Source organism: Blautia sp. SF-50 (genome assembly GCF_900101315.1).
GTDB lineage: Bacteria > Bacillota > Clostridia > Lachnospirales > Lachnospiraceae > Blautia_A > Blautia_A fusiformis.
Window position 1 is genome coordinate 92491 of record NZ_FMUW01000007.1, and the last position, 25997, is coordinate 118487.

Sequence of the window (25997 nt, forward strand, 5' to 3'; positions counted from 1 at the left end):
TATCATATGTACCGGATCGTTACTGTATGACCGGTTTTCAATTACTCTGCTGCCTGTACAGATCTCTTTGTAACATCGTTCTGGTTCTTGTACGGATCTGGTCTGAACAGAAGGAAGAGCAGGATCGCTGCAAGGATCAGCGCTACGATCGTTCCAATTCCGAAGGAACCGGCACCTGTGACAACAAGACCGATCTGGTATACACAAAGTGTTACAACATAAGCAAAAATGTTCTGGAAGAGAATTGCAAACCAGAACCATTTTCTGGACTGCATCTCATGTGCCATTGTAGAAATAGCTGCAAGGCACGGAGAGTCAAGCAGGTTGAACAGCAGGAAAGAAAATGCTGCTACTGCTGTCGGGAACCATGCTTTGATCGCTGCACCAACGATCATGGTATCCTCTGCATCATCACCAGCTACGTTTGCAAGAACACCCATTGTACTTACGATGGACTCTTTTGCGGAGAATCCGGAGATGGAGGCTGCAACCGGCTGCCATTTGCCAAATCCAAGAGGAGCAAAGATCGGAGCAAGGATACCGCCAAGGATAGCCATGATACTGTCGTTGCTGTCCTCAACAAATCCGATTCCGCTTCCTGTATTTCCGATGCTGGAAAGGATCCACATGATAACGGTTGCAAGGAAAAGAATGGTACCGGCTTTGATGATGAAGCCTTTCAGTCTCTCCCAAACGTGAAGCAGAACTGTCTTTACAGACGGAATGTGATACTGTGGAAGCTCCATTACGAACGGAGCAGGTTTACCGGAGAACGGTTTTGTTTTCTTCAGGATGATCGCAGCTACAAGAACTGCTACAACACCGATGAAGTACATCAGTGGTGTGATGAAACCAGCAGCTACATAGTCACCGGTTGCATAAGCTGTCATGATACCACCCATAAGAGCGATAACAGGAAGCTTGGCACCACATGGGATAAATGTCGCTGTCATGATCGTCAGACGACGGTCATTATCTGCCTCGATCGTTTTGGAAGCCATGATTCCAGGGATTCCACAGCCGGAGGAGATAAGAAGCGGGATAAAGCTCTTTCCGGAAAGTCCGAAATGACGGAATACACGGTCCATGACGAATGCGATACGAACCATGTAACCGCAGTCCTCAAGGATGGAAAGGAACAGGAACAGGATTGCCATCTGCGGAACGAATCCAAGCACTGCACCAAGACCACCGATGATACCATCTGATACAAGGCTTACCAGCCAATCCGCAACGCCGGCATTGCCGAGTCCATCCGATACAACACCCTGGATGGTTCCCACAAAGCTGTCGTTCGTCCAGTCTGTTACCATGGTACCAACTGTTGTTACCGATACATAATAAACGATAAACATGGTAAGGATAAAGATCGGAAGACCGAGAATACGGTTTGTTACGATACGGTCGATCTTATCGGAAACTGTCATCTTATTTCCGCTTCTCTTAACGTTTGCAGAAACAACCTTCTGGATGTACTGATATCTTCCATCCGTTACGATACTCTCTGTATCATCATCCTCTGCCTTCTCAAGGCCAGAAGCAATCTCCTCGATCCTGGACTGTGCAGAAGCCGGAAGGTTCAGACCTTCTTTTACCTTGCTGTCTCTCTCAAGAAGCTTTACTGCATACCATCTCTTGTTCTCCTCAGCGATGTTTGCAGGAACAAATCCCTCGATCTCATTTACAGCTTTTTCTACTGCTTTCGGAAATTCCATCTGCTTCGATGGTACTCTGTGCTGGTTCGCACATTTGATTGCCTCATCAACAACCTCTTTAAGGCCTGTTCCTTTAAGAGCAGAGGTCTCAACGATCGGGCATCCAAGCGCGGAGCTTAAGCCTTTTACATTGATATGGATGTTGTTCTTTTTCAGAAGATCCACCATATTAAGAGCGATAACAACCGGGATACCGATCTCAAGAAGCTGGGTTGCAAGATACAGGTTTCTCTCGATGTTTGTTGCATCCACAAGATCGATGATCACATCCGGTTTCTCTTTCAGAAGATAATCACGGCTGACAACCTCCTCAAGTGTATACGGGGAAAGTGAATAGATACCCGGAAGGTCTGTTACCGTTACATCCTTCTGGTTTTTCAGCTTACCCTCTTTTTTCTCTACAGTAACACCTGGCCAGTTACCAACGTACTGGTTTGCGCCTGTAAGAGCATTGAACATTGTAGTCTTACCACAGTTCGGGTTTCCGGCAAGAGCTATTGTTACAGACATTTTGCATCCTCCTTTTTTCAGGTCAGAGCCTGACGCTCTGTCATTTTTCGAAGCTTATTTACTTTACTTCCACACATGCTGCGTCATGCTTACGCAGGGAAAGCTCATAACCTCTGATGGTGATCTCAACCGGATCTCCAAGAGGAGCTACCTTTCGGATATAAACCTCGCTGCCTTTTGTGATTCCCATATCCATGATACGACGCTTGTAAGCCGGGTCGCCGGTGATCTTGGAAACAACTACTGTAGAACCTACTGCTGCATCACGTAAAGTCATTTCTCTTTTCCTCCCTGTTCATATTCCAATTCCTAATCTATCCTCAACTGCGCTTTCCGCAGTTTGGGGCAAATCCACTACCGGTCACTGCCTCGCAGTCCGGTCACACCATAATGTGTCTGGCCATTTCTTTATTGACTGCTACTCTGGAATCCTTGACATTTACGATCAGATTGCCGTCAAACTGGGAAATAACTGTCACTTCCGCATTTTCAACAAAACCGAGGCCTGCAAGAAATCTTCTTGTATCCTCCGCTCCGGAAATACGCTTGATCGTACCAGTATCGCCTGACTGTAAAAATAAAATCGGCTGCATGGAATCCCTCCGTTTCTTTCTATTAATTAACTTGGTCTAATTAGTCGGTCCTAACTCATAGGTTAGTTTATACTAAGTTTTTTCGAATGTCAATCCCCTAAATGAAAAAAGTTAATCAAGATTAAGTTTTTATAAACAAAATATAAAAAAAGTTCCTGCATTCTGAGGTATTTCTGTCTGGCAGAAGGTTACCTCAGAATGCAGGAACTCTGTTCTTATTCTTTTTCTGTTTGCAGCCTGTTAAGCTAAAAACCCCTTCCGGAACTTTTTCTTTCTTCCGTGCTGCTCATATTTTTATCTCTTAGTGGATCTGATCATTCAAAAGCTTCAGGATCAGATTCTCCGTTTCATTGATTCCGTAGCTTGCACTGTTGATACAAAGATCGTAGTTATCCGGCTTGCCCCACTGAGCTCCGCCGTAAAAATTGTAATACCGTCTGTGCTGGCTGTCCATCTTCTTCAGGAAACGGACTGCCTGCTTCATATTCATCTTCCGTACATCCATAACATGCTGCACACGGATAGCAAAAGGAGCTGTGATAAACAGACTGATATGCGGAATGTGATTGTTCTTGAGGATCGCATCCGCACACCTTCCCATAATGATGCAGTCCTCTTTTGAGGCCAGATCGCAGATCAGGTCACTCATGTTAAAGAATACCGCATCCTGTTTCGGAAGACCATGGTAACGGTTGAATTCCCGGAACCAGCCCTTGGGATCAAATTTATGCTTCTTCTCATATTTATTGAAATCCGCAAAATATTCCGCATCGTTGACCGCGCCCTTTTCTGCCTCAAGACGCCTTAATACCTGATCAAAGATCTCCACATCATAATAGTTGATCCGAAGCTTGTCTGCCAGTCCGAAACCGATATCATTGCCGGCACTTCCCTGTGTACGGCTGATACAGATGACCAGATGGTCATTCTCAGAGATTTTTTCCCTGCGCTTGATCATATGATTCAGTGCCACACGTTCCTTATCCATGATATCCGTAGCAACAAAAGTCTCCGGCAGCGTCAGGATCTCCTGAAAGATCTCATCATATTTCTTCATGAGACGGCTTTTTTCTTCTTTATCCTTGATGGTTCTGGCCATGTTGCTGATCAGTGCCATCTCGCTTCGAAGAAGATGTCCGTCCGGTTTGGTATACATCAGAGCACTTAAGTTCCGGATAGTGCCTTCTCTGTCACCGGTGAAGGTACGTCCAAGGGAAGATCCTACGCTTTCATAAACCTCGCCATCCAGTTCATAAAGTCTGGTGGCAAGCTCTCTGCATTTCTCTCGAATGTTATTATCCTGCATATTGATCCTCCTCCCTTATAAAAAGAATACCAGCATATCGATGATGAACACCGGTACCAGGAAACAAATGGACCATGCCATATATCCGAAGAAGGACGGCATGTTGATACCATTTTCGTCAGAAAGTGTCTTGACCATAAAGTTCGGAGCATTGCCGATATATGTATTGGCGCCCATAAATACAGCACCGCAGGAAATCGCAGAAAGTAGCTTTACAGGAACCGTTCCCAGCGTTGTTGCGATTCCGTTTGTAAATCCAAGAGTTCCTGCTGTTGTCAGAAATACCAGATAGGTAGGCGTATTATCCAGGAAGCTGGACAAAGCTCCGGTCGCCCAGAACATCTGGTACGGCTCGGTGATACCAAGATTCGGTCCTACTGCTTTCAGAAGCATCAGGGCCGGCTGCATGGTGATAAAAATACCGATGAAAAGTACTGCAACCTCCTTGATCGCACCCCAGGTAAAATGGTTCCGCACACGGATCCTCTTATCCGTTGTCTTAAAGGACAGAAATGCAGCTGCCAGGATCAGGACGATCTCAATGATCGACGGGAAGCTTAAAGTAACCTCGCCGAAAATATGAATCCCCTTTACATTTCCGGCTGCATCCTGGAATGCAGGCATACCGGGAAGCATTCCGCTTAAGATAACACCCACAACGATCATCACAAGGAAGATGATATTATGAAGACCCTCGATCTTAAACTCGGTACCCGGTTTGCTGATATCCGGTTTACGTCCCTCTGAGATATCCTTCTTGTAAGAGCGCATATCCAGATGATAGAACACAAACAGAAGGATCACCATATTAAGGATCAGTACCGGAAAAAGATGCAGACTCCAGAAGAACGGAACTCCTCGCATGAAGCCCATCAGAAGCGGCGGATCACCGATCGGTGTCAGGCAGCCACCCATGTTGGATACCATAAAGATGAAAAAGATCATAATATGACCTTTTCTTTTTCTCCAGGAATTCATTTTGATCACCGGACGGACCATCAGCATGCTGGCTCCGGTAGTTCCGATGCAGCTGGAAAGCAGGGTTCCCAGTGCAAGAAGTCCTACATTTACTCTTGGTGAGCCCGCAAAATCACCCTCAACTGTAATGTTACCGGATACACAGAACAGTCCGAATAACAGGATGATAAATGTAAGATAGTCATTGATCACGCACTCCAGTACTGTTTCCGCAGTTTTTCCGGCACCGTAAACAGCTGCAAACGGAATGATCATAAGAACGATCCAGAATGCAACCACAACGGGCTGATGTGACTCCCACCATTCACCCTTTACCAGCGGCATCACTGCAACACACAGAAGAAGGCCCGCAAAAGGGATACAAAGCCACACCGGCACACCAGATCCTGTCCCACCGTTTCCGGCTGCCCATACACCCACAGGACATGCCAGAAATACTGTCAGAAAAGTACACATGACGGTTAATAATTTTTTCAAAATTTTCACCCCTCACATAAATTTTTTTACCAGTGAAATTATAACATATGGCGTTCTAAAATCAACTGTGTAGATGTGCAATTTATACTCGAACCCTCTCTCTTTTTTGTGCATTTTGTCGGTGTGTCATAGCAGTTTTTGTTTGTTTTCAAACACACGACCAGATTTTCGGATACTGTTTTCTATATCTGTTATATAATTTATATACATTGTCTCTCTGACAAAAAAGCAGCCGTATTCTCCATCGGCACACTACCCTTTCCGGAAAATACTGCTGCTTTTGTATCTGTTATTTTTTTATTATTCCATACACTCGTCAAGGATCTCTGCCATCTTGTCGATATCCTCTTTTGTGATCACAAGAGGTGGAACAAGGCGGAGAACATCACTTCCTGCTGAGATCACCAGAAGGCCCTTTGCAAGAGCTTTTTTCACCACGTCTCCTACCGGACGCCCCTTGATCACGATACCCTGCATGAAACCTTTGCCTCTTCTTGTTTCTGCACAGTCATGCTTTGCAACCAGTTCGTCCAGCTTCTCCTCAAAATACGGAGTAAGTCCCTGCACATGGGAAAGGATCTGATCTTTTTCAAAAATGTCAAATACCTTGCTGACTGCTGCACATACGAAGGGATTTCCACCGTAAGTGGTTCCGTGGTCGCCTGGCTTCAGGGAAGCTGCAGCTGCTTTTTTGTTCAGCACAAAAGCACCTACCGGAACTCCACAGCCAAGGGCTTTGGCACAGGTCATGATATCCGGCTGTACTCCATATGCCTGCCATGCAAAATAATGTCCGGTACGTCCCATGCCGCACTGGATCTCGTCCAGGATCAGGATGATATCCTTCTCATCACAAAGCTTACGTAAGCCTTCCAGGAACTCTTTTGTAGCCGGATAAATACCTCCTTCTCCCTGTACGGTCTCGGTGATGATGGCACAGGTCTTATCTGTGATCTGAGCCTTTACACTCTCAAGATCATTGAAATCTGCAAATTTCACCCCACCCATCAGAGGCTCAAAGGGCTCTCTGTAATGTGCATTGCCTGTCACGGAAAGAGCGCCGATGCTGCGACCGTGGAAGGAATGGTTCATGGCAATGATCTCATGGTCTGCATGGCCATCTCTTTCGTAGGCATATTTCTTGGCAGCCTTCAGAGCACCCTCAATGGCCTCTGTACCACTGTTTGTGAAGAAAGCCTTTTCCATATGACTTGCCTGTACAAGTCTGGCTCCTGCATCAATGATCGGCTCATTGTAGTACAGGTTGGAAATATGCATCAGCTTGTCGATCTGGGATTTCAGTGCTTCGTCATAGCCCGGATAATGATAGCCCAGGGCATTTACTGCGATACCTGCCGCAAAATCCAGATATTCCTTTCCTTCGGAATCATAGAGGTAACAGCCATCGCCTTTTTCAAAAACTACTGGAAAACGGTTATATGTATGAAGAATACTGGCTTCAGATTCTTCCATCTGTTCATTCATGCTCATTGTAATATTTCTCCCCATCATCTTTTAGAATTGCAGTACCAATACCTTTGTTTGTAAAGATCTCAAGCAGTAAGCTGTGCGGGATCCTTCCATCCAGGATATGGACTCTGTTTACACCATGCTCGATAGCGTCGATACAGTTTTTCAGCTTCGGGATCATACCGCCGCCCACAGTACCATCTGAGATCAGATTCTCAGCCTCATCTACACGAAGCTCGGAGATCAGAGTGGAGGGATCATCTGCATCCCTGTAAACGCCCTCAATATCGGACAGGAAGGCAAGCTTCTCTGCCTCAACTGCCTCTGCAATGGCGCAGGCTGCATCGTCCGCATTGATATTGTAGGAATCAAAATTTTCATCAAAGCCGATCGGGAATACGATCGGAAGGAAATCTCTTTCCAGAAGGTCATGAAGAATCTTCGGATTAACCTTTGTAACCTCACCTACGTAGCCGATGTCTTCGCCTTTGGAAAGCTTCTTTTTGCACTGGAGAAGGCCGCCATCCTTACCGCTGACACCTACAGCCTGTACGCCGAGAGATTCTACCAGAGTAACAAGCTCCTTGTTTACTTTTGCAAGAACCATCTCTGCGATCTCCATAGTGTCTTTGTCCGTTACACGGAGACCGTTTACAAAATGCGGCTCCATGCCGACTTTACCGACCCAGCGGCTGATTTCCTTGCCGCCGCCGTGAACAATGATTGGTTTGAAACCGACTAATTTCAGAAGGACTGCGTCCTTGATGACGTTACGCTTTAATTCTTCATCAAGCATGGCGCTTCCGCCGTATTTGATGACTACGATCTTGCGGTTGAACCGCTGGATGTATGGCAGGGCTTCTATGAGAACCTCTGCTTTGTCAAGATATTTCTGATTTACCATGTGGGTGTCTCCTTTTTTTGAAAAATGATATGGATTGAAAAAGGTTTTGTTGTTGTATGTTGGAGGGATTTCTTTTTTATTATAATTTTGTCTCAGCTGACAGCTGTGGATTTGCGAGGAGGGGAGGCACTCGGAGTTCCGAAGGCCGTTTCCCCTCCTCGCGCTCCTCCCCTCCGGCCACGGGGAACGGGCTGTTGCCCGCGTTGCGGGCAAAGCGCCTGCTGCGGACAGGCTGTCGCAGACAGCCGCTTCCGACGCGCTTTCGCCGAAGGCGAACAGCTCGTCAGTCTGCCTTCGGCGACTGAAGTTCTACATGCCACAGCCAAGCGTGCCCAACGGAGGGGGTTCTTAGGGGGAGCGTGCGGGCTTCGCAACTTTGAGCTCGCTCCCCCTAAGGGTTTTCTCAGCTTACAAACTGAAACAAAACTACAACTAAAATCCACCATAAAAAACATTCTACAAAGCTCTTACATCAAGAACGATAATCCGCATTGATCTTTATGTAATCATAGGTGAGGTCGCATCCCCACGCAGTTGCGGATGCATCTCCCATCTTCATATCCGCGATGGCTGTCACTGCCTCTTCTGAGAGGATCTTAGTTGCTTCCTCTTCGCTGTAGCCTGTAGAAACTCCATTTTCAATGATCTTGATCTTTCCTGCTTTGCTCTCAAAGTAGAGATCTACCTTTTCCGGATCGAACTGGACGCCGGAGTAGCCGAGGGCGCAGAGGATTCTTCCCCAGTTTGCATCATGGCCGTAAATGGCTGCCTTTGTTAAGGAAGAGGTTACTACGGATTTACTTAAGGTTACGGCTTCTGCCTTGGTGGCTGCGCCGATGACCTTGACCTCGAAGAGTGCAGTTGCGCCTTCTCCGTCACCTGCGATCTTTTTGGCGAGGGTTGTGTTTACGTAGTTAAGAGCTTTTTTGAACTCTTCATAATCTGCGTTTTTCTCTGTGATCTTCGGATTACCGGCCTGGCCGTTTGCAAGGAGGAGGACAGTGTCGTTTGTGGAGGTATCTCCATCAACGGATACCATGTTGTAGGTGTCCTTGATATCCTCGCTGAGTGCTTCCTGAAGAAGTTCCTTTGAGATATCCACATCACTGGTGATAAATCCAAGCATTGTGCACATGTTGGGGTGGATCATTCCGGAGCCCTTGCACATACCGCCTACCGTTACGGTTTTTCCACCGATCTCGATCTCTACCGCTGCCTCTTTCTTCTCGGTATCTGTTGTCATGATGGCTTTTGCTGCCTCAAGGCCTGCCTCGCGGCTTCCCTCAAGCTTCGGTGCCATGGCTTTTACTCCGTTTGCGATACGGTCGATCGGAAGCTGCATTCCGATGACACCTGTGGATGCTACCAGTACGCTGTCTTCCGGGATCCCAAGGCTTTCGGATGCTGCCTTGGCGGTTTCCCTGCAATAGCCGAATCCTTCCTCACCGGTACATGCGTTGGCGATTCCGCTGTTGCAGATCACAGCTCTTGCACCCGGGTGGTTGTATACAATGTCCTGATCCCATCTTACAGGAGCTGCTTTTACCACATTGGTCGTGAAGGTTCCTGCAGCCACACAGGGAACCTCACTGAATACCATGGCCATATCGGTACGGCCTTTATATTTGATCTCTGCTGCAGTTGACGCTGCCTTAAAACCTTTTGCGGCTGTAACGCCGCCGTCGATGATCTTCATATTATATATCTCCTCTCAATGGTGATGCCGGATCGAATATCGCAGTTCATTCGTTTAAAGTCCTTCGGCATCCCCCATATTTTATTTGTGATCTGCCTGTTTTACGGACACATCGGAATCTGTTTCAGTCCTTCGTTCTCGTCAAATCCAAACATCAGGTTCATGTTCTGAACAGCCTGTCCTGCTGCACCCTTTACCAGGTTGTCGATAGCGCCCATCATGATGACTCTCTTTGTTCTCGGATCGATCTTGAAGTTCACGTCCACAAAATTGCTGCCTTCTACATTTCTTGTCTGCGGGCATACATCCTTGTTCAGGACACGTACAAAGAACTCGTCTTTATAATATTTGTCATAGGCTGCTTTTACTTCCTCATAGGTAACATCCTTGGTCAGGGAGGCATATGCTGTTACCAGGATTCCACGGTTCATCGGAACAAGATGCGGGGTAAAGTTGATCATCACTTCCTGTCCGCATGCATATCCAAGCTGATCCTCGATTTCCGGTGTATGTCTGTGTGTGGCAACACCGTAAGCTTTGATGCTCTCGTTTACCTCACAGTAGAGATTCGGAACCTTGGCTCCTCTTCCTGCTCCGGAGGTTCCGGACTTGGCATCAATGATAATGGTATTCGGATCAATGAGGCCTTCCTTTAACAGCGGATAAATAGACAGTGTGGAGCATGTCGGATAGCATCCCGGGTTGGCGATCAGCCTTGCATTCTTAATATCCTCACGGTTAATCTCGCAGAGGCCATAAACAGCTTCCTCGATAAACTGCGGAGCCTTATGCTCGATTCCGTACCACTTCTCATATTTTTTCACATCTTTAATACGGAAATCTGCGCTTAAGTCGATCACCTTACATTTGGAAAGGATTTCTTCATTAATAAGGGATGCACAAAGGCCCTGTGGTGTTGCTGTAAAGATCACATCCACCTCATCTGCAAGTGCAGCCATGTTGTCATCCATACATTTGGCATCCACCAGCCTGAAAAAATTCTGATAAATATCTGCATACTGCTGATCTATGTAGCTTCGGGAGCCGAACCATTTGATCTCAACGTCCTTGTGTCCAAGAAGAAGTCTTACGATCTCATTTCCTGCGTATCCTGTCGCACCGATAATTCCTGCTTTAATCATCTTTCACATTCCTCCTCTGCCGTTTTCCTACGGCTTAATACACACTGCAGAAGCGCTTGCTATTCTTATTTATGCCTCTTTTTTATGTCTTCTGATATCTGAACCTTCTGCACAGGTCAGACGGACATCTTAAACCAGTCTGTACTGCCAGCTCGTATGTCCATCTTATCAATGGATAGATTATACATCTTCTCTGCATATTATGCAATAGTCATTTTCTTTGATTTTTCACGGTCTTTTCTGTTTTTCCTGTATTTTCTTATAATACCGCCTACTTTTAGATGTATTTTTATGCAAATTTTTTTTCATATTTTTCAAATTATCTCTTGCATATTTATAAAATCTGGTGTATATTAAGCCATGTCGACAGGACAGCCGAAAATTTTGTTTTGTTGTACATGAATATTTATTCACTCTGGTAAAGTTATAAAACAGCATAATTTTTTTCCAGATAACGTAAAAAAATTCACCGTCCCGGAAATGTCCGGAGCGATACAAAATCAAAAAAATCCCAGGAGGACATATATTATGAAAGAAAAAGTTGTTTTAGCGTATTCCGGTGGTCTTGATACCACAGCCCTGATCCCGTGGCTGAAAGAAACCTTTGATTATGACGTTGTTTGCTGCTGTGTAAACTGCGGACAGGGAAACGAGCTGGACGGTCTTGAAGAGAGAGCAAAAATGTCCGGTGCTTCCAAATTATATATCGAGGATATCGTCGATGAGTTCTGCGATGACTTCATCATGCCGTGTGTAGAGGCTGGTGCTGTATACGAGCATTCCTATCTTCTCGGAACTTCCATGGCTCGTCCGGTCATTGCCAAGAAGCTGGTTGAGATCGCACGTAAAGAGGGTGCCGTTGCTATCTGCCACGGTGCTACCGGTAAAGGAAATGACCAGATCCGTTTCGAGCTTGGCATCAAGGCTCTCGCTCCGGACATCAAGATCATTGCTCCATGGCGTATGACCGATCTGTGGACCATGCAGTCCCGTGAAGATGAGATCGAGTTCTGTAAGGCTCATGGCATCACTCTTCCATTTGATGCAAGCCACAGCTACAGCCGTGACAGAAACCTCTGGCACATCAGCCATGAGGGACTTGAGCTTGAGGATCCATCCCAGGCTCCGAACTATGATGACATGCTTGTATTAAGTGTAACACCGGAGAAGGCTCCGGATAAAGAAACCGAGATCACCATGACATTCGAGCAGGGTGTTCCGAAAACACTCAACGGAAAAGCAATGAAGGTTTCCGAGATCATCACAGAGCTGAACAAGCTTGGCGGTGAGAACGGCATCGGTATCGTTGATATTGTTGAGAACCGTGTTGTTGGTATGAAATCCCGTGGCGTTTATGAAACTCCTGGCGGAACGATCCTGATGGCAGCACATGACCAGCTTGAGGAGCTGATCCTTGACCGTGAGACAATGGAAGCCAAGAAAAAGCTTGGCAGCCAGTTTGCACAGGTTGTTTACGAAGGAAAATGGTACACACCTCTCCGTGAGGCTATCCAGGCATTTGTTGAGTCCACTCAGAAATATGTTACCGGTGAGGTTAAATTCAAGCTTTACAAAGGAAACATCATCAAGAATGGTACAACCTCTCCGTACAGCCTTTACAATGAGTCTCTTGCTTCCTTCACAACCGGTGATATGTATGATCATCATGATGCAGACGGATTCATCACTCTGTTCGGTCTGCCGCTGAAGGTTCGTGCCATGAAGCTTGCAGAAGTTAAGAATAACCAGAATCAGAACTAATTTTGTTGGACATTGTTCCGACAGATCATAAGAATGCCCCGGGAAGCTATATAAGTTCCCCGGGGTCTTTTGTTATATACTGCTTTGATCACATAATACCTAATAAACGAAAGGATTTTTTATCATGAACTCACAGAAAATGCCTCTGAAAAATTCTCTCTGTCTGCTTCTGGCCGCAACGATCTGGGGAATCGCCTTTGTTGCCCAGAGTGTGGGCATGGAATATGTTGGCCCCTTCACCTTCAACGGCGTCCGTTCCCTGATCGGCGCCGCTGTCCTGGTTCCGGTGCTCTTTATCCTGAACCGTTCCGGAAATAAATCCTCTGCTGCCACAGACTCCGCAATACCGGAATCCTCATCAGCACCTTCAGAAAAAGCTGTATCCCACACGCCATATAACAGCCGTGACCTGTGGCTGGGCGGCATTGCCTGCGGATTTGCTCTTTTTGCTGCCAGCAGCTTCCAGCAGTTTGGTATCCAGTACACAACAGTAGGAAAAGCCGGCTTCATCACCGCCTGTTACATTGTCATCGTCCCGATCATCGGAATTTTCCTGAAAAAGAAATGCAGTCCCTTTATATGGGCAGCCGTTGTCATGGCACTGGTCGGACTTTATCTTCTCTGCATCACAGACGGATTTTCCATTGGCCTCGGAGATATTCTGGTGCTGGTATGTGCTTTTCTCTTTTCCCTGCACATTCTGGTGATTGACTATTTTTCCCCGAAGGCAGACGGTGTAAAGCTTTCCTGTATCCAGTTTCTTGTCTGCGGGATCCTGTCCATGATCCCGGCACTTATTCTGGAACATCCGCAGATTTCTTCCATTCTCACTGCCTGGCTGCCGATCCTGTATGCCGGTGTGATGTCCTGCGGTGTTGCCTACACCCTGCAGGTCGTAGGCCAGAAAAATGTGAATCCCACCGTTGCTTCTCTGATCCTTTCTCTTGAATCCTGCATCTCCGTGCTTGCAGGCTGGGTGCTCCTGGATCAAAAGCTTTCCATAAAAGAGCTTCTTGGATGTGTCATCATGTTTGCAGCCATCATCCTGGCACAGCTGCCAGAAAAAGAAAATAAATAAAAAACAGGCAGCCGGTTTGGTATTTTACCTTCCGGCTGCCTGTCTGCATGTTTCTTATTCTGCTGCTTCTTCTTTCTTAATGAAATTATTATAATGTGCCTTGATCTTCTCAAAGCTCTCCTGACTGATGTCGTGCTCCATCTTGCAGGCATCCTCCATTGCGATCTCTGCCGGAACCCCAAGTCCCTCCAGCATCCTGGCAAGAACAATGTGACGCTCATAAATCTGATTGGCGATCTCCGCCCCCTTCTCCAGAAGTGTCACGGTACCGTAACGGTCCATGGCAATATAACCATCCTCACGAAGAAGCTTCATTGCGTGACTGACGCTTGGCTTGGAAACACCAAGTCTGGTCGCAATATCAATAGAACGAACTCCTCCGCCTTTTTTGGATAAAACCAGAATTGACTCAAGATAATCCTCCGCTGACTGTCTGATTTCCATATAAAATCCTCCCTGCAAAAATTTAACTCTATATAGACCCTCTAAAGGGATCTGAATCCCATTCCTTCCCTGTTCTACAGGCGAATATTGACTTTTAATATACCGCTTAAAGGATGTTGTGTCAAGCATTTCGCACATGTTTATCTTGACATTAAAAATAATTTCCCCGATAATAGTAGCTGAACAATATATCTGTTCTATAGCAGCCCGGAATTCTTTCCAGTAGTGCTGTCTTTTGAACAGTAAAGAAAGGAGATTTTTTATGCTCAAAACCCTTCTGGCCCAGGTCAGGGAGTTTAAAAAGGCATCGTTTCTCACGCCTTTTTTCATGATCCTGGAAGTTCTCTTTGAGACTCTGATCCCCCTGGCCATGGCTTCCATCATTGATAAGGGTGTGGAAGCCGGAAATATCGGCCATATCTATCGGATGGGTGCAGTTATGGTAGCTCTTGCCCTGTGCGGACTCTGGTCCGGCGTCATGGGAGGAAAATACGGAGCACTGGCCTCCACAGGCTTTGCCAGAAACCTCCGAAAAGCCATGTACACCAACATCCAGACCTTTTCTTTTTCCAACATCGACAAATACAGCACTGCCGGCCTGATCACCCGTCTTACCACTGATGTGACCAACCTGCAGAACGCCTATCAGATGATCCTTCGTATGTGTACCCGTGCACCGGCCAGTCTGATCTGTGCCATGGTCATGGCATTTCTTATCAATGCAAAGCTTGCAAGCATCTACCTTGTCGCTGTTATCTTCCTGGGAGGCTGTCTGATCTTTATCATGAGAAAAGCAACGGTATATTTTCAGGCCGTATTCCGTAAATATGACGACCTGAACGCAAGTGTCCAGGAAAACATCGGCGCTGTGCGTGTGGTCAAGGCCTATGTCCGCGAAGACTACGAGATCAGCAAATTCCAGAAAGCCTGCAACAAAGTATACGAAATGTTCTTAAGTGCTGAGAAGATCGTTGTCATGAATATGCCCCTGATGCAGTTTACCGTTTATGCCTGTATCTTGGGGATCAGCTGGCTCGGCGCCAAAATGATCGTAGGCAGCTCCCTTACTACCGGTGAGCTTATGAGCCTTCTCACCTACTGCATGAACATTCTCATGAGCCTTATGATGCTTTCCATGGTTTTTGTTATGGTAACAATGAGTATTGCCAACGCAGAGCGTGTTACGGAAGTCATCAATGATACTGCTGACATCACAGATCCGGAGGATCCGGTAACAGATGTCCCAGACGGAAGTATCGTCTTCGATCATGTAAATTTCAGCTATAAGAAAGACAGTCAGGAACCCGTTCTGAAGGATATCAATCTCTCGATCCGCTCCGGCGAGACCATAGGGATCATCGGCGGTACCGGAAGTGCAAAATCCAGCCTTGTCAACCTGATCAGCCGTCTTTATGACGTAACGGATGGTTCTGTTTCCGTAGGAGGCATCGATGTCCGTAAATACCATCTGGAATCTCTCAGAAATCAGGTTTCCGTTGTTCTTCAGAAGAATGTACTCTTCTCAGGAACCATTCTGGAAAACCTCCGCTGGGGTGACAAAAATGCCACTGAGGAGGAATGCCGCCGCGCATGCCAGCTTGCCTGTGCCGATGATTTCATCGAAAAAATGCCGGACAAATACAATACCTTCATTGAACAGGGCGGCTCCAATGTTTCCGGAGGCCAGAAGCAGCGTCTCTGTATTGCCCGCGCTCTTCTGAAGAAGCCGAAGATACTGATCCTGGATGACTCCACCAGTGCGGTAGATACTGCCACAGATGCAAGGATCCGCCGTGCCTTTGCCGAGGAGATCCCGGATACCACCAAGCTAATCATCGCACAGCGTGTTTCCAGCATCCAGAACGCGGACCGGATCATCGTTATGGATAACGGTGAGATCAACGGTTTTGGTACCCACGAGGAGCTTCTTAAGACCAACGCCATTTATCAGGAAGTATTTCATTCACAGACCGGCGGCGCCGGTGATTTTGACGAGGGAGGTGAGCCGGCTTGAAAAAACAGAACATGAAAGGCCCGGGCGGTCCTGGCCCAAGGGGTATGGGAACACCGGAGCAGCCGGGAAAGCTTCTGGGACGCCTTGCCCGTTATATCTTTAAAAACTACAGTATCCATATCGTGATCGTGGTGATCTGCATTTTTGTCAGTGTTCTTGCCAATGTACAGGGAACCATGTTCATGAAAACCCTGATCGACCAGTATATCACACCGCTTCTCTCAGCAGATACACCGGATTTCGGGCCTCTGGCTGTAGCCATCGCACGTGTGGCATGCTTTTACGCCATTGGTGTTATTGCCACCTATACTTATAACCGTATCATGATCAATGTTTCCCAGGGAACCTTACGTAACCTCCGAAACGATATGTTTGCAACGATGGAAACGCTTCCCATCAAATATTTTGATACTCACGCACACGGCGATATCATGTCCATCTACACCAACGACATTGATACCCTGCGCCAGATGATCAGCCAGAGCTTTCCGCAGCTGCTTTCCAGTGTGATCACCATCGTCAGTGTTCTTGTAAGTATGCTGATCCTGAATGTTCCGCTTACTGTAGTTACCCTGCTTATGGTTGCCATTATGATGACTGCCAGCCGGAAGCTTGCAGGCTTAAGCGGAAAATATTTCCTGGAGCAGCAGACCAACCTTGGTATTGTCAATGGTTATATCGAAGAGATGATGGAGGGTCAGAAGGTTGTCAAGGTCTTCTGCCATGAGGACGAAAGCATCCGGAAATTCGATGAACTGAACGATCAGCTTTTCACCAGCGCAGACAATGCAAACCGTTTTGCCAACATCCTGATGCCTGTGGTCGCACAGCTTGGAAATGTCAGCTATGTGATCTGCGCCATGGTGGGCGGTATCCTTGCTATCAACGGCATCGGCAGCTTCACACTTGGCGGGCTTGCCAGCTTCCTGACCTTCAATAAGAGCTTCAACATGCCTATCAACCAGGTCAGCCAGCAGTTCAACAGTATTGTTATGGCTCTTGCAGGTGCAAAACGTATCTTTGATCTTCTGGATGAAAAACCGGAAGTGGATGAAGGCTACGTTACTCTCGTCAATGCAAAAGAGGAAAACGGTGTTCTTACCGAATCCGACAAACGTACCGGCCGCTGGGCATGGAAGCATTTCCACAAAGCTGAGGGTACCACTGATTATATCGAGCTGAAGGGTGATATGGTCCTGGAGGATGTAGACTTTGGTTATAATTCCAACAAGATCGTTCTCCATGACATCAACATGTATGCACAGCCAGGCCAGAAGATCGCTTTTGTAGGCTCTACCGGCGCCGGAAAAACCACCATCACTAATCTTCTGAACCGTTTTTACGACATTCAGAAGGGTAAGATCCGTTATGACGGCATCAACATCACCAAGATCAAAAAAGATGATCTCAGACGTTCCATGGGCATCGTTCTTCAGGATACCAACCTGTTCACAGCAACCGTTATGGAAAATATCCGCTACGGAAAGCTGGATGCCACAGATGAGGAGGTTATCGCAGCAGCAAAGCTTGCCAACGCCGACGGTTTCATCCGCAGGCTTCCGCAGGGTTATAATACCCTTCTCCGCGGAAACGGTGCAAACTTAAGTCAGGGCCAGCGACAGCTTCTCTCCATTGCCCGTGCAGCCGTTGCAGACCCACCCGTCCTGATCCTGGACGAGGCCACCAGCTCCATTGATACCCGTACCGAAAAGCTTGTACAGGATGGTATGGATAAGCTGATGGAAGGCAGGACGACCTTTGTGATCGCCCACAGACTTTCCACAGTACGCAACAGTGACTGCATCATGGTCCTGGAGCAAGGACACATCATCGAGCGTGGTTCCCACGAGGAGCTGCTTGCACAGAAGGGCCGGTATTATCAGCTGTATAACGGCTAATCCAGGCTCACAGTTATTTTCGATTTAAAATATTCAATACAAAAAACATGCAGGGTGTATCTTTTCTGATAGTCCTGCATGTTTTTTTATGCTATAATCTTTGATTGAAATCTATTTTTCCGGAAAGGAGTCTCCGTATTTTTATATATGAAACAAACTAAAGAATATTACTACGGCAAAATGTCGAAAGATAAACAAAACGTGTACCGTGCAATGCTTCACGGGCTTATGGAGCTTTCCGACGAGTTCCTGATCCCGCAGGTACCAACCACCGATGGAAACTGGCTCTATGATGTATTTTTCCAGCTTCGTCTGGATCACCCGGAGATTTTCTGGGCTGTGGGGTTTAAATACCGTTATTACAAGGACTCGCCAAATCTGATACTGATTCCTGAATATATCTTCGACAAAAATAAAATCCGGGAGCATCAGAAAGCCCTGGGAGCCCGCGTAGACAAGCTTGTGCGCACCGCCATGAAGTTTTCCGAGTGGGATAAGGAAAAATATGTCCATGACTTCATCTGCGAAAATATCCGCTACGACAAACTGAAAAAGCCATATTCCCACGAGATCATCGGGCCTCTGGGCCATGGTGTCGGTGTCTGCGAGGGAATCGCCAAATCCGTAAAGGTCCTCTGTGATGCCCTTGGTGTATGGTGTATTATCGCCATCTGCGGGAACAATCCGGAAAAAGGGATCAAATACCGTCATACCTGGAACATCGTCCGGATCAACGGACAGTACTATCATCTGGATGCCACCTTCGATAATACTCTGGGCAAAAACGAAGACGGCTTAACCAGTATCCGTTACGATTATTTTAATCTGGATGACAAAAACATCTTCCGTGACCATGAACCACTGATCGCTCCGGCACCTCCCTGCCCGGATGGAAACCACTTTTATTACCGTGAGAAAAAGCTATCCTTCACCAAATTGGAAGACGTATACAAACGTGCCCTCCAGGCCGCAAAAAAAGGCCGCGAATTCACCTTCCACTGGCGAGGCGGATATCTCACCCGTGAAGTCCTCGCAGACCTTGTAGATCAGATCCAGGCCGCAGGAAAGACACGGGACAAAAAAGCCATCATCACACTCAACTGGCCTCAGGCTGTACTTCGATTTCATTTTGTGGAACAGCAGGCGGAAGGGAAGGTGTTTATTGAGGAAGTGAATGAAGGGGAGAAACTGTAACGTCATTTAAGAAATTCGATAGAGTCAAAATGCCACATATCATTATGCATATGTGGCATTTTTCTGTGAATATAATTCTAAAAATTAAAAGACTTTCCATAAATCAGATTTATAGAAAGCCTCTTAAGCACTGCGGATAACAGGACTTGAACCTGCACGGTTGCCCACTGGTACCTAAAACCAGCGCGTCTGCCAATTCCGCCATATCCGCATATTCAATTATATTTTCATCCTGTCTGATGATAAAAAAATAACGGAAAGCAAATGCTTTCCGCTAATGAGGCATCGGGGATTCGAACCCCGGACAACTTGATTAAAAGTCAAGTGCTCTACCGACTGAGCTAATACCCCATAAAAAAGGACTGGGCTAGCTGGATTCGAACCAGCGAATGCAGCAGTCAAAGTGCTGTGCCTTACCGCTTGGCGATAGCCCAATGGGCGAAGGGTGGATACAGGGATTCGAACCCTGGGCCTCCAGAGCCACAATCTGGCGCGCTAACCAACTGCGCTATACCCACCACAACGTGCCTGAAGGGATTCGAACCCCCGACCCACGGCTTAGAAGGCCGTTGCTCTATCCAGCTGAGCTACAGACACATGCTCTCTTCTCAGAGAAGCGGGTGATGGGAATCGAACCCACGTATCCAGCTTGGAAGGCTGGTGTTCTACCATTGAACTACACCCGCATGCTTGCGGTAATAAGTTTACAGCAGTCGGGGTGACAGGATTCGAACCTGCGGCCTCCTGGTCCCAAACCAGGCGCTCTAGCCAAGCTGAGCCACACCCCGATGTACCATTTACTTATGGTTTTTATTAAGTTGTTGTCGTCTTCGTTTGTGTTTCGTTTTCGTTTCCTGCCTGACGACAAGTGATATTATATTATAGCAATCTACAAATGTCAACACCTTTTTTGAATTTTTTTAAAAAAACTTTTTTTCACGTTTTTTCCGCCTATTTAAAGGTTTTCTTGTCATTTGCGACTGGCTTATGGTATCATGAAACCATAATTAAAGTCAAGAAAAAAAGCAAATAATAAGGAGATGTTTTTACATGGATATAAAATTATTTCAGCAGAAGCTTAATGACATCTGTGCCATCGCTGAGGAAAACAATAAGCAGCTCTCCCAGCAGCAGATCCGTGATCATTTCGATGAATCGGATCTGAGCACTTCACAGCTTGTAAAGATCCTGCAGTATCTCAAATTAAAGGGGATCACCATCGAAGGCGCCGATGAAGCTGCCGGCGCTGCCAGAGCAGATGCTGTTTCATCCGAATCCAGCGACAAGGACGAGCTTCCGGGTACCCGTGCTGCTCTTACTGCCGAAGAACAGGCTTATCTCAGTGACTATATGGAAAGCTTTTCCCCGGAAGGACTTGATCCGGATGATCTTGCGTCCCTCTTTCATGCCTTTGCAAAGGGTGACACTGCTGCCGAAGGTGCACTGACACAGTTCTACATGGCTCAGGCAGCCCAGATGGCCGCTGAACTGAACTGTGAGGAAATCCACCTGGCCGATCTCATTCAGGAGGCAAATCTGGCCCTTCTGGCGTCTCTCAAAGAAACTGCCCCACAGGAGAAAAACGACACCTGGATGCGTGGTCGTATCCGCAGTGGGATCCTTCATGCCATTGAGGAACAGACACAACAGAAATTCCGTGACGACTATCTGGTATCCAAGGTAGAAAACCTGGAGGCTGCGGTTAAAGAACTCACAGACGATGATGACGCCACCAAATTCACCATTGATGAGCTTGCCGTGATCCTGGATATGAATGTGGATGAGATCCGGGATGTACTTCGCCTTACTGGAGATGATAAATAAAGCTTTCTTCATATTCTTCACAAAAACGGGTCTGACATAGCTTGTCAGACCCGTAATCTTAATATTCTTTATGCTTTTTCTTCCCGTTTCAGCTCCGCCGGTTCTGCCAGATGGATCTTTCCTTCCCGAAATATGTGGATAAATACCTCCGCCATATCCGGATCGAACTGTTTTCCTTCCTCTTCTCTTATGATCCGAAGAGCTTTTTCCACTGGCATCAGTTCCTTATAACAACGTTTGGATGTCATGGCATCAAAGGAATCTGCGATGCAGAGGATCCTTGCAGATGCCGGGATATCTTCTCCCGCGATCCTCCTTGGATAGCCGTTTCCGTCATAACGTTCGTGATGACCGATAACCGCAGGGATAACATAATCCAGCGACGGAAGGTGACGGATGATCCCGATGGACGCCTCCACATGACCTTTCATGATCTCATACTCTTCATCCGTAAGCTTGCCTTCCTTGTTCAGGATATGCTCCGGGATCCCGATCTTTCCAACATCATGAAGAAGCGCCGCCTGACGGATGATCTCCACCATTTCCGTTGTATAGTTCAGCGCCTTCGCAAGACTTGTTGCGTAATAAGCCACATTGTTGGAATGTCCGAAGGTATAATGATCTTTGGTATCAATGGCTGCAGTCAACGCATAGATCGTGGATTCATAGGACTGATAAATATGTTCATGATCGGATTTCTTACCCGCATTTTCTTCATCCAGGCTTTCCTTCAGCATGGTGTCAAAAATCTCGATGCCGTTTTTACCGCTGCGCTTTACATGATATACTGCCAGGTCCGCATTATCCAGGAGCTCCTTTGCTGAGCGTGCCGCATAAGGCGCCGCACTGATCCCCACGCTTACCGTAAGGATCTTCAGCTTGTAGTCTGCAGAATCGTTGCGCATATGCAGGATCTGCTTCTGTATGGATTCTGCCAGATTTCTGGCGGAAAAAATATCGTAATTTGGCATCAGGACCGCAAATTCCTTGGCACTATGCCGTGCCACATATCCCCGTTCTCCCACACTTGCCTGGATGATATCTGCCACCTTTCGGAGTGCAACATCTCCCTGCTGATTTCCGTACAGCTGATTGTACAACTTGAAATCATCGATATTGAACAGGATCAGTGCAAGCGAACCATCTTTATTTTTTTCGTATTCCTCATCCAGGATCTCATAAAAATATTTCCGGTTCAGAAGGCCTGTCAGTTCATCGGTCCTTGCCTCTGTCCATGCCGCCTCATAAAGTCTGGCATTTTTGATGGCAATGGAAGCTACCGAACTGACCGAAGACAGCATGGCCAGATCATTATGGTTCAGATTTCTGTGTCCGTCACCGGAAATCGCAATGATCCCGGCCAGATCATCATTCTGGCGAAGACCAGCACAGTATTCAATACCCAGCTCCGAAAACATATGTTTTTCCGACTCCCACATGGATTTGTAGGCTGTGGAGGAACGAAAATCCCGGATCACCACACAGTCCTCATTTCTGGTAAGCCAGGTGACCACCGGATTATCTGCTTTCAGTGAAAAGGCCAGATCATTTAATGGACGGTCACTGTAAACTGCCTGATATTCCCCTGATTTTTTGTCCTTCAGACAAATATAGATCCGTCCTGCATTGGTAGTTTCCTTCAGCACATTTACCGTATTGCGCAGGATCTCTCCTACCCGGAGTGTCCTGGAAACCGACTGGCTGAAATCTTTCAGCTCCTGAGACTGCTGGATCTCTTTTTTGATAAAAACATTGTTCATCAGACATTTCCACAGCACGGTGACCAGCCATGCAGATATGAGAAAAACAAAAGAAAAGATCAGCACATGATACTCACTGGCTGCAGGGAGCAGCATTCGGATATAGCTCATCAGGTACGGTGAAAGATTGATAAACAGTACTACCGTCAGGACCACGCCCACACCAAAGCAAACCCCATCTGACGCAAGACGGCGCATCTGGAACAGCCGTCTTCTGGTCAGTGCATAAAGCATCAGGACAGCATTGATCAGGCCGCTGACAATATCGATGGGGAATCCGGAAAATGCCGGCACTGCCAGCGCAAGGTTTCCCACAAAAATGATCAGTATCCCCACAAGGATCGGTTCGATCTGTTTGCGGTATCCGGGATGTCTCCGGCATCCGCGGTACATGGTGATAAAGATCTGGATAATGGTGATCCCTGCCACCACAAAGAACAGAAGGAACCAGGGTGTGATCTTATAAACAAAATGCGCACCACCGTTTTTACGGATCAGATCCGGCCAGCGCAGGATGATCCCGCCCGGGATATTGATCGCAAAAAGCAGCATCATCAAAAACAATGGGATCTTGCTTTTTCTGCCCATACGCACTCCCATGAATTCACTGATGAACACATAGTAAAAATATGGCAGAAACAGGATTCCGGCCAGAGACACATAATACCACAGGATGTAAGAGGGTCCTGCCTCCATACGCATCAGAAAAGAGCCCAGCGTCCAGCAGAGCATTCCTCCCAGCACACACATGAAACTGTTGATGATCCGGCTGCGCTTACCAGCCAGAAGAGTCAGTATCATAAATGTATAGAAAAAAACTGAAATGATTGAAAATGATACATAGCTTTCCATAGTTACTTCCTCATATTCCCGGATCCAATCTCATCCTGCAGTCTCAAAAGTTCCGCCACCTCATAATAAGGAGTGCTCATATGCCGTGGTTTCCGTCCGTTTCTGGACTCATACAGATGAAAGGTACCACAGCGCAGGATGGTCACCACAAGGGGATCCATTCCCAGGATCTTCTTCAGATCCCGGTAATCCTGATCAATATATTTGAAATACGTAGTCAGAAGCTCTTTCAGAATATCCGTACTCATAGCCTGATACATCAGCGCTTCTTTTTTTACTTCTATATAAAGATGCAGATATGGGCGTTTTTTCTCATTATATTCTTTCACTGCGATCCAATCCGTAACCGGCTGCCCGGACAGCTGGATCACACTTTTGATACCATTCTCTGAAATTCTGGTAAACCCTGCAATATCAATGATCCATGGAACCCGGTCTACGTACTCAAATCTTGGGATCTGTGTCCGGTCCTCCTGGTTGGTAAGCCCCACGCACCGATACATATCTCCCACACGATACCTGGCAAAGGCTCCGCCTTTCAGCACAGTGATCACAAGCTCATATTTCTCCCCGGGGACAACCTCATCCATAAGATAAGTCGGAGGAGTGAACGTGGGATCCTCATAATTATGGAGCATATCTTTTTCGGTGATAAATTCATAAAAGCAGGTATCCGGGAAAAAGTACATTCCGTTCCTGGTCCAGGTCTCGGTTCCTATAATGGAAGGTTCCGTTCCCGCAAAAAGTTCCATGGGCCGAACTCCCCACATTTCCTCCAGATCATCCTTATAGCACTGGTTGTCAGTTCCTGCCACCATAAATCCCTTCAGGTGAAAAAGATCTTTCGGAAGAAGCTCCCGTTTCTCCTTCTTACAGATCTTTTTGGCATTCAGGATCCTTTTCAGCATCTTTGGTTTATACTGCAGAAGTTCCGAAAAGGATGTTTTGCTCTTTCCTGATGATACGCTTCCAGTGAGGCTCTGGCTTACTGCATAGGCCACACTTCCAAGTCCGAAGAAAAATTCCACGTCCTGTTTCATGGCCATCTTGAATCCCTCTTTGTTCCGCTCACCAAAGCTCATATTTACCGCATCTTCCACTTCCGGAAGAAAACGGATGTCGATATCCTCTTTCAGCGCCAGTGGAAAAAGACCGGTAGCAAAAGGCAGCGGTGCCAGTCCGTAAAGGATCTTGTCCGTTTCCTCCACATCAAATTTGCCCTTTTCGTGGCTTGTAGCCAATATGAGGCAGGCAACTACATTGTTCCTGTAGGTATCCAGCATACTTCTCGTGTATGGTGCTACTTTTATCGGATGGCGCCCGCCTTCCCAGGTCGTCTGTATCCAGATGATCGGATTACCCGGAAGTGTTTCGCTTCTCTTCTTCAAAAGCATGTCGGCATAATCCTCATAAGTGGTAAGAGGTACCAGCCGACGGAACTCGTCGATCCCGGATGGCCTCCTGCCCTTCAGAATGCTTTTGCCCAGTTCACAGTCTGACCAGAGCTGGATCTGCTCTTCCATCAGGCGATTCTGGATCTTCATGTAATCCTGCATTGTCAGATCAAGAAATCCGCAATATTCTTTCCAGATAGCATCATACTGCTGTTTTCGAAGCTTTTCGCCAAGACTCACCGCCTTTTCCCCCCTTTTCGCCATGTTTTTATGCAGGCAGCTGTACTGTTTCGGTCTGGGATCAGAAAGGGAGTTGTCTGCTGATACGCTCCGTAATTACTGAATGTTTCCGGAAACACGATCCTGTCCTGGTAAAAAATGTACAATATGTTCCACACGATAAGGACCACAAAAGCCCCCAGCGCCTTCCCGGATCCCAGAAATCCGGCCAGGCAAAAATAAAATCCGGCGAACCACAGAACGCCAGGATGTCGGCAGAGTGCATAAACACCCTCTGTATAAGCCAGCCTTTCATGATTTTCTTTGACATATGTCTCATCAAAGGGCAGCGCAAAAAACAATGTATAGATCAACAGTCCCAGAAACAGGAGCGCTGCTGCCAGAAAAACAGCAGAAATAAAAAAAGAACTTCCCCGCCGCGGCCAGCAGTTCCGGATCACCAGACCTGTTGACACTGCGATCAGGAAACATCCTATGCTAAAAAACGGGTGGAGAAAGCTTTTTTTCAGTCGGATACTGTTATGATCATACAGGAAGCAGCATAAAAAGCCGATACTTCCTATAATAACCGCAGTCATGCGTATTTTCCCCCTTCATTTATGTAAAGCGGACCTTCTCATTCCGCTCTGCTGCATTCTCAGGAACGAGACCCATTCATGGTCAGTACCCTAAAGAATGCTCTATATTACTAGAAAACAGCTACTTGTTCATTATATAGCACATAGCTGACTTTCGCAATCGTTTTTG

General features: G+C 46.8%; 19 protein-coding genes and 7 tRNA genes. 6 read left to right on the forward strand and 20 right to left on the reverse strand.

Features of this window, described 5'->3' with window-relative positions; translation table 11 throughout:
- Nucleotides 1-41 precede the first annotated feature (41 nt).
- The 9 genes from feoB to argC form a co-directional block, all read right to left on the reverse strand.
- Complete coding sequence (gene feoB / locus BLP57_RS06365; protein ID WP_022426397.1) at nt 42-2225, reverse strand: ferrous iron transport protein B; 2184 nt, start codon at nt 2223-2225, stop codon at nt 42-44.
- 58 nt (nt 2226-2283) lie between these two features.
- A complete protein-coding gene (locus BLP57_RS06370; RefSeq protein WP_015525998.1) occupies nt 2284-2502 on the reverse strand; it encodes a FeoA family protein in 219 nt (72 codons plus the stop codon).
- A gap of 103 nt (nt 2503-2605) precedes the next feature.
- Nucleotides 2606-2818, reverse strand: a complete 213-nt coding sequence (locus BLP57_RS06375; protein ID WP_015525999.1) for a FeoA family protein — start codon at nt 2816-2818, stop codon at nt 2606-2608.
- A 301-nt stretch (nt 2819-3119) separates the two neighbouring features.
- Entirely contained in the window at nt 3120-4124 is a 1005-nt protein-coding gene (locus tag BLP57_RS06380) for a cytidylate kinase-like family protein (protein ID WP_022426396.1), read from the reverse strand.
- Between the two features lie 15 nt (nt 4125-4139).
- On the reverse strand, nt 4140-5579 hold the full coding sequence (locus BLP57_RS06385) for a sodium:proton antiporter (RefSeq protein ID WP_092070182.1): 1440 nt from the start codon (nt 5577-5579) through the stop codon (nt 4140-4142).
- Between the two features lie 300 nt (nt 5580-5879).
- On the reverse strand, nt 5880-7070 hold the full coding sequence (locus BLP57_RS06390) for an aspartate aminotransferase family protein (RefSeq protein WP_015526003.1): 1191 nt from the start codon (nt 7068-7070) through the stop codon (nt 5880-5882).
- Nucleotides 7057-7953 carry an acetylglutamate kinase gene (gene argB, locus BLP57_RS06395; protein WP_022426393.1) on the reverse strand — a complete coding sequence of 299 codons (897 nt, stop codon included), beginning with the start codon at nt 7951-7953 and terminating at the stop codon, nt 7057-7059. The genes BLP57_RS06390 and argB overlap by 14 nt, the downstream gene beginning before the upstream one ends.
- 472 nt (nt 7954-8425) lie before the next feature.
- Entirely contained in the window at nt 8426-9649 is a 1224-nt protein-coding gene (argJ, locus tag BLP57_RS06405; protein ID WP_021650304.1) for a bifunctional glutamate N-acetyltransferase/amino-acid acetyltransferase ArgJ, read from the reverse strand.
- Nucleotides 9650-9750: 101 nt separating this feature from the next.
- Nucleotides 9751-10791, reverse strand: a complete 1041-nt coding sequence (gene argC, locus BLP57_RS06410; protein WP_015526006.1) for an N-acetyl-gamma-glutamyl-phosphate reductase — start codon at nt 10789-10791, stop codon at nt 9751-9753.
- A gap of 528 nt (nt 10792-11319) precedes the next feature.
- Between argC and BLP57_RS06415 the strand changes: the two genes are divergently transcribed.
- Nucleotides 11320-12552: an argininosuccinate synthase gene (locus tag BLP57_RS06415; RefSeq protein ID WP_015526007.1), complete on the forward strand. Its 1233-nt coding sequence runs from the start codon at nt 11320-11322 to the stop codon at nt 12550-12552.
- Between the two features lie 139 nt (nt 12553-12691).
- Complete coding sequence (locus tag BLP57_RS06420) at nt 12692-13630, forward strand: DMT family transporter (protein ID WP_092070285.1); 939 nt, start codon at nt 12692-12694, stop codon at nt 13628-13630.
- A 54-nt stretch (nt 13631-13684) separates the two neighbouring features.
- On the opposite strand, the gene BLP57_RS06425 is transcribed toward BLP57_RS06420, so the two are convergent.
- Nucleotides 13685-14074 carry a metal-dependent transcriptional regulator gene (locus BLP57_RS06425; RefSeq protein WP_015526009.1) on the reverse strand — a complete coding sequence of 130 codons (390 nt, stop codon included), beginning with the start codon at nt 14072-14074 and terminating at the stop codon, nt 13685-13687.
- A 262-nt stretch (nt 14075-14336) separates the two neighbouring features.
- Between BLP57_RS06425 and BLP57_RS06430 the strand changes: the two genes are divergently transcribed.
- The 3 genes from BLP57_RS06430 (at nt 14337) to BLP57_RS06440 (ending at nt 19180) form a co-directional block, all read left to right on the forward strand.
- Nucleotides 14337-16088, forward strand: coding sequence for an ABC transporter ATP-binding protein (locus BLP57_RS06430; protein ID WP_092070188.1), 1752 nt, complete (start codon nt 14337-14339; stop codon nt 16086-16088).
- A gap of 11 nt (nt 16089-16099) precedes the next feature.
- A complete protein-coding gene (locus tag BLP57_RS06435; RefSeq protein ID WP_092070289.1) occupies nt 16100-17986 on the forward strand; it encodes an ABC transporter ATP-binding protein in 1887 nt (628 codons plus the stop codon).
- Between the two features lie 180 nt (nt 17987-18166).
- Complete coding sequence (locus tag BLP57_RS06440; RefSeq protein ID WP_022426386.1) at nt 18167-19180, forward strand: transglutaminase domain-containing protein; 1014 nt, start codon at nt 18167-18169, stop codon at nt 19178-19180.
- Between the two features lie 131 nt (nt 19181-19311).
- Here the strand turns inward: BLP57_RS06440 and BLP57_RS06445 are convergent.
- The 7 genes from BLP57_RS06445 to BLP57_RS06475 all read right to left on the reverse strand — a co-directional run bounded on the left by BLP57_RS06445 (nt 19312) and on the right by BLP57_RS06475 (nt 19968).
- Nucleotides 19312-19391 (reverse strand) — tRNA-Leu (locus tag BLP57_RS06445).
- Nucleotides 19392-19458: 67 nt separating this feature from the next.
- A tRNA-Lys gene (locus BLP57_RS06450) sits at nt 19459-19531 on the reverse strand.
- An 11-nt stretch (nt 19532-19542) separates the two neighbouring features.
- Nucleotides 19543-19614: transfer RNA gene (locus tag BLP57_RS06455), tRNA-Gln, on the reverse strand.
- Nucleotides 19615-19624: 10 nt separating this feature from the next.
- Nucleotides 19625-19698 (reverse strand) — tRNA-His (locus BLP57_RS06460).
- Nucleotides 19699-19703: 5 nt separating this feature from the next.
- A tRNA-Arg gene (locus tag BLP57_RS06465) sits at nt 19704-19777 on the reverse strand.
- A gap of 18 nt (nt 19778-19795) precedes the next feature.
- Nucleotides 19796-19866, reverse strand: a tRNA-Gly gene (locus BLP57_RS06470).
- A 27-nt stretch (nt 19867-19893) separates the two neighbouring features.
- Nucleotides 19894-19968: transfer RNA gene (locus tag BLP57_RS06475), tRNA-Pro, on the reverse strand.
- Between the two features lie 262 nt (nt 19969-20230).
- On the opposite strand from BLP57_RS06475, the gene BLP57_RS06480 reads away from it, so the two are divergent.
- Nucleotides 20231-21004 carry a hypothetical protein gene (locus BLP57_RS06480; protein WP_015526012.1) on the forward strand — a complete coding sequence of 258 codons (774 nt, stop codon included), beginning with the start codon at nt 20231-20233 and terminating at the stop codon, nt 21002-21004.
- 68 nt (nt 21005-21072) lie between these two features.
- Here BLP57_RS06480 and BLP57_RS06485 read toward each other — a convergent pair whose 3' ends face one another.
- From BLP57_RS06485 to BLP57_RS06495, 3 genes are read right to left on the reverse strand one after another with little or no spacing between them, the layout of a single operon-like run.
- A complete protein-coding gene (locus BLP57_RS06485; RefSeq protein ID WP_044960578.1) occupies nt 21073-23616 on the reverse strand; it encodes an HD domain-containing phosphohydrolase in 2544 nt (847 codons plus the stop codon).
- A gap of 2 nt (nt 23617-23618) precedes the next feature.
- Nucleotides 23619-25250, reverse strand: a complete 1632-nt coding sequence (locus tag BLP57_RS06490) for a GH3 family domain-containing protein (RefSeq protein WP_092070194.1) — start codon at nt 25248-25250, stop codon at nt 23619-23621.
- Nucleotides 25247-25828, reverse strand: a complete 582-nt coding sequence (locus BLP57_RS06495; protein WP_092070197.1) for a hypothetical protein — start codon at nt 25826-25828, stop codon at nt 25247-25249. The genes BLP57_RS06490 and BLP57_RS06495 overlap by 4 nt, the downstream gene beginning before the upstream one ends.
- Nucleotides 25829-25997: the final 169 nt, after the last annotated feature.

Bases quoted from the DNA above. Each gene is read 5' to 3' on its own strand.
- feoB (WP_022426397.1), bottom strand. From the start codon at position 2,225: ATGTCTGTAACAATAGCTCTTGCCGGAAACCCGAACTGTGGTAAGACT.
- BLP57_RS06370 (WP_015525998.1), bottom strand. From the start codon at position 2,502: ATGACTTTACGTGATGCAGCAGTAGGTTCTACAGTAGTTGTTTCCAAG.
- BLP57_RS06375 (WP_015525999.1), bottom strand. From the start codon at position 2,818: ATGCAGCCGATTTTATTTTTACAGTCAGGCGATACTGGTACGATCAAG.
- BLP57_RS06380 (WP_022426396.1), bottom strand. From the start codon at position 4,124: ATGCAGGATAATAACATTCGAGAGAAATGCAGAGAGCTTGCCACCAGA.
- BLP57_RS06390 (WP_015526003.1), bottom strand. From the start codon at position 7,070: ATGAGCATGAATGAACAGATGGAAGAATCTGAAGCCAGTATTCTTCAT.
- argB (WP_022426393.1), bottom strand. From the start codon at position 7,953: ATGGTAAATCAGAAATATCTTGACAAAGCAGAGGTTCTCATAGAAGCC.
- argJ (WP_021650304.1), bottom strand. From the start codon at position 9,649: ATGAAGATCATCGACGGCGGCGTTACAGCCGCAAAAGGTTTTAAGGCA.
- argC (WP_015526006.1), bottom strand. From the start codon at position 10,791: ATGATTAAAGCAGGAATTATCGGTGCGACAGGATACGCAGGAAATGAG.
- BLP57_RS06415 (WP_015526007.1), top strand. From the start codon at position 11,320: ATGAAAGAAAAAGTTGTTTTAGCGTATTCCGGTGGTCTTGATACCACA.
- BLP57_RS06420 (WP_092070285.1), top strand. From the start codon at position 12,692: ATGCCTCTGAAAAATTCTCTCTGTCTGCTTCTGGCCGCAACGATCTGG.
- BLP57_RS06425 (WP_015526009.1), bottom strand. From the start codon at position 14,074: ATGGAAATCAGACAGTCAGCGGAGGATTATCTTGAGTCAATTCTGGTT.
- BLP57_RS06430 (WP_092070188.1), top strand. From the start codon at position 14,337: ATGCTCAAAACCCTTCTGGCCCAGGTCAGGGAGTTTAAAAAGGCATCG.
- BLP57_RS06435 (WP_092070289.1), top strand. From the start codon at position 16,100: ATGAAAGGCCCGGGCGGTCCTGGCCCAAGGGGTATGGGAACACCGGAG.
- BLP57_RS06440 (WP_022426386.1), top strand. From the start codon at position 18,167: ATGTCGAAAGATAAACAAAACGTGTACCGTGCAATGCTTCACGGGCTT.
- BLP57_RS06480 (WP_015526012.1), top strand. From the start codon at position 20,231: ATGGATATAAAATTATTTCAGCAGAAGCTTAATGACATCTGTGCCATC.
- BLP57_RS06485 (WP_044960578.1), bottom strand. From the start codon at position 23,616: ATGGAAAGCTATGTATCATTTTCAATCATTTCAGTTTTTTTCTATACA.
- BLP57_RS06495 (WP_092070197.1), bottom strand. From the start codon at position 25,828: ATGACTGCGGTTATTATAGGAAGTATCGGCTTTTTATGCTGCTTCCTG.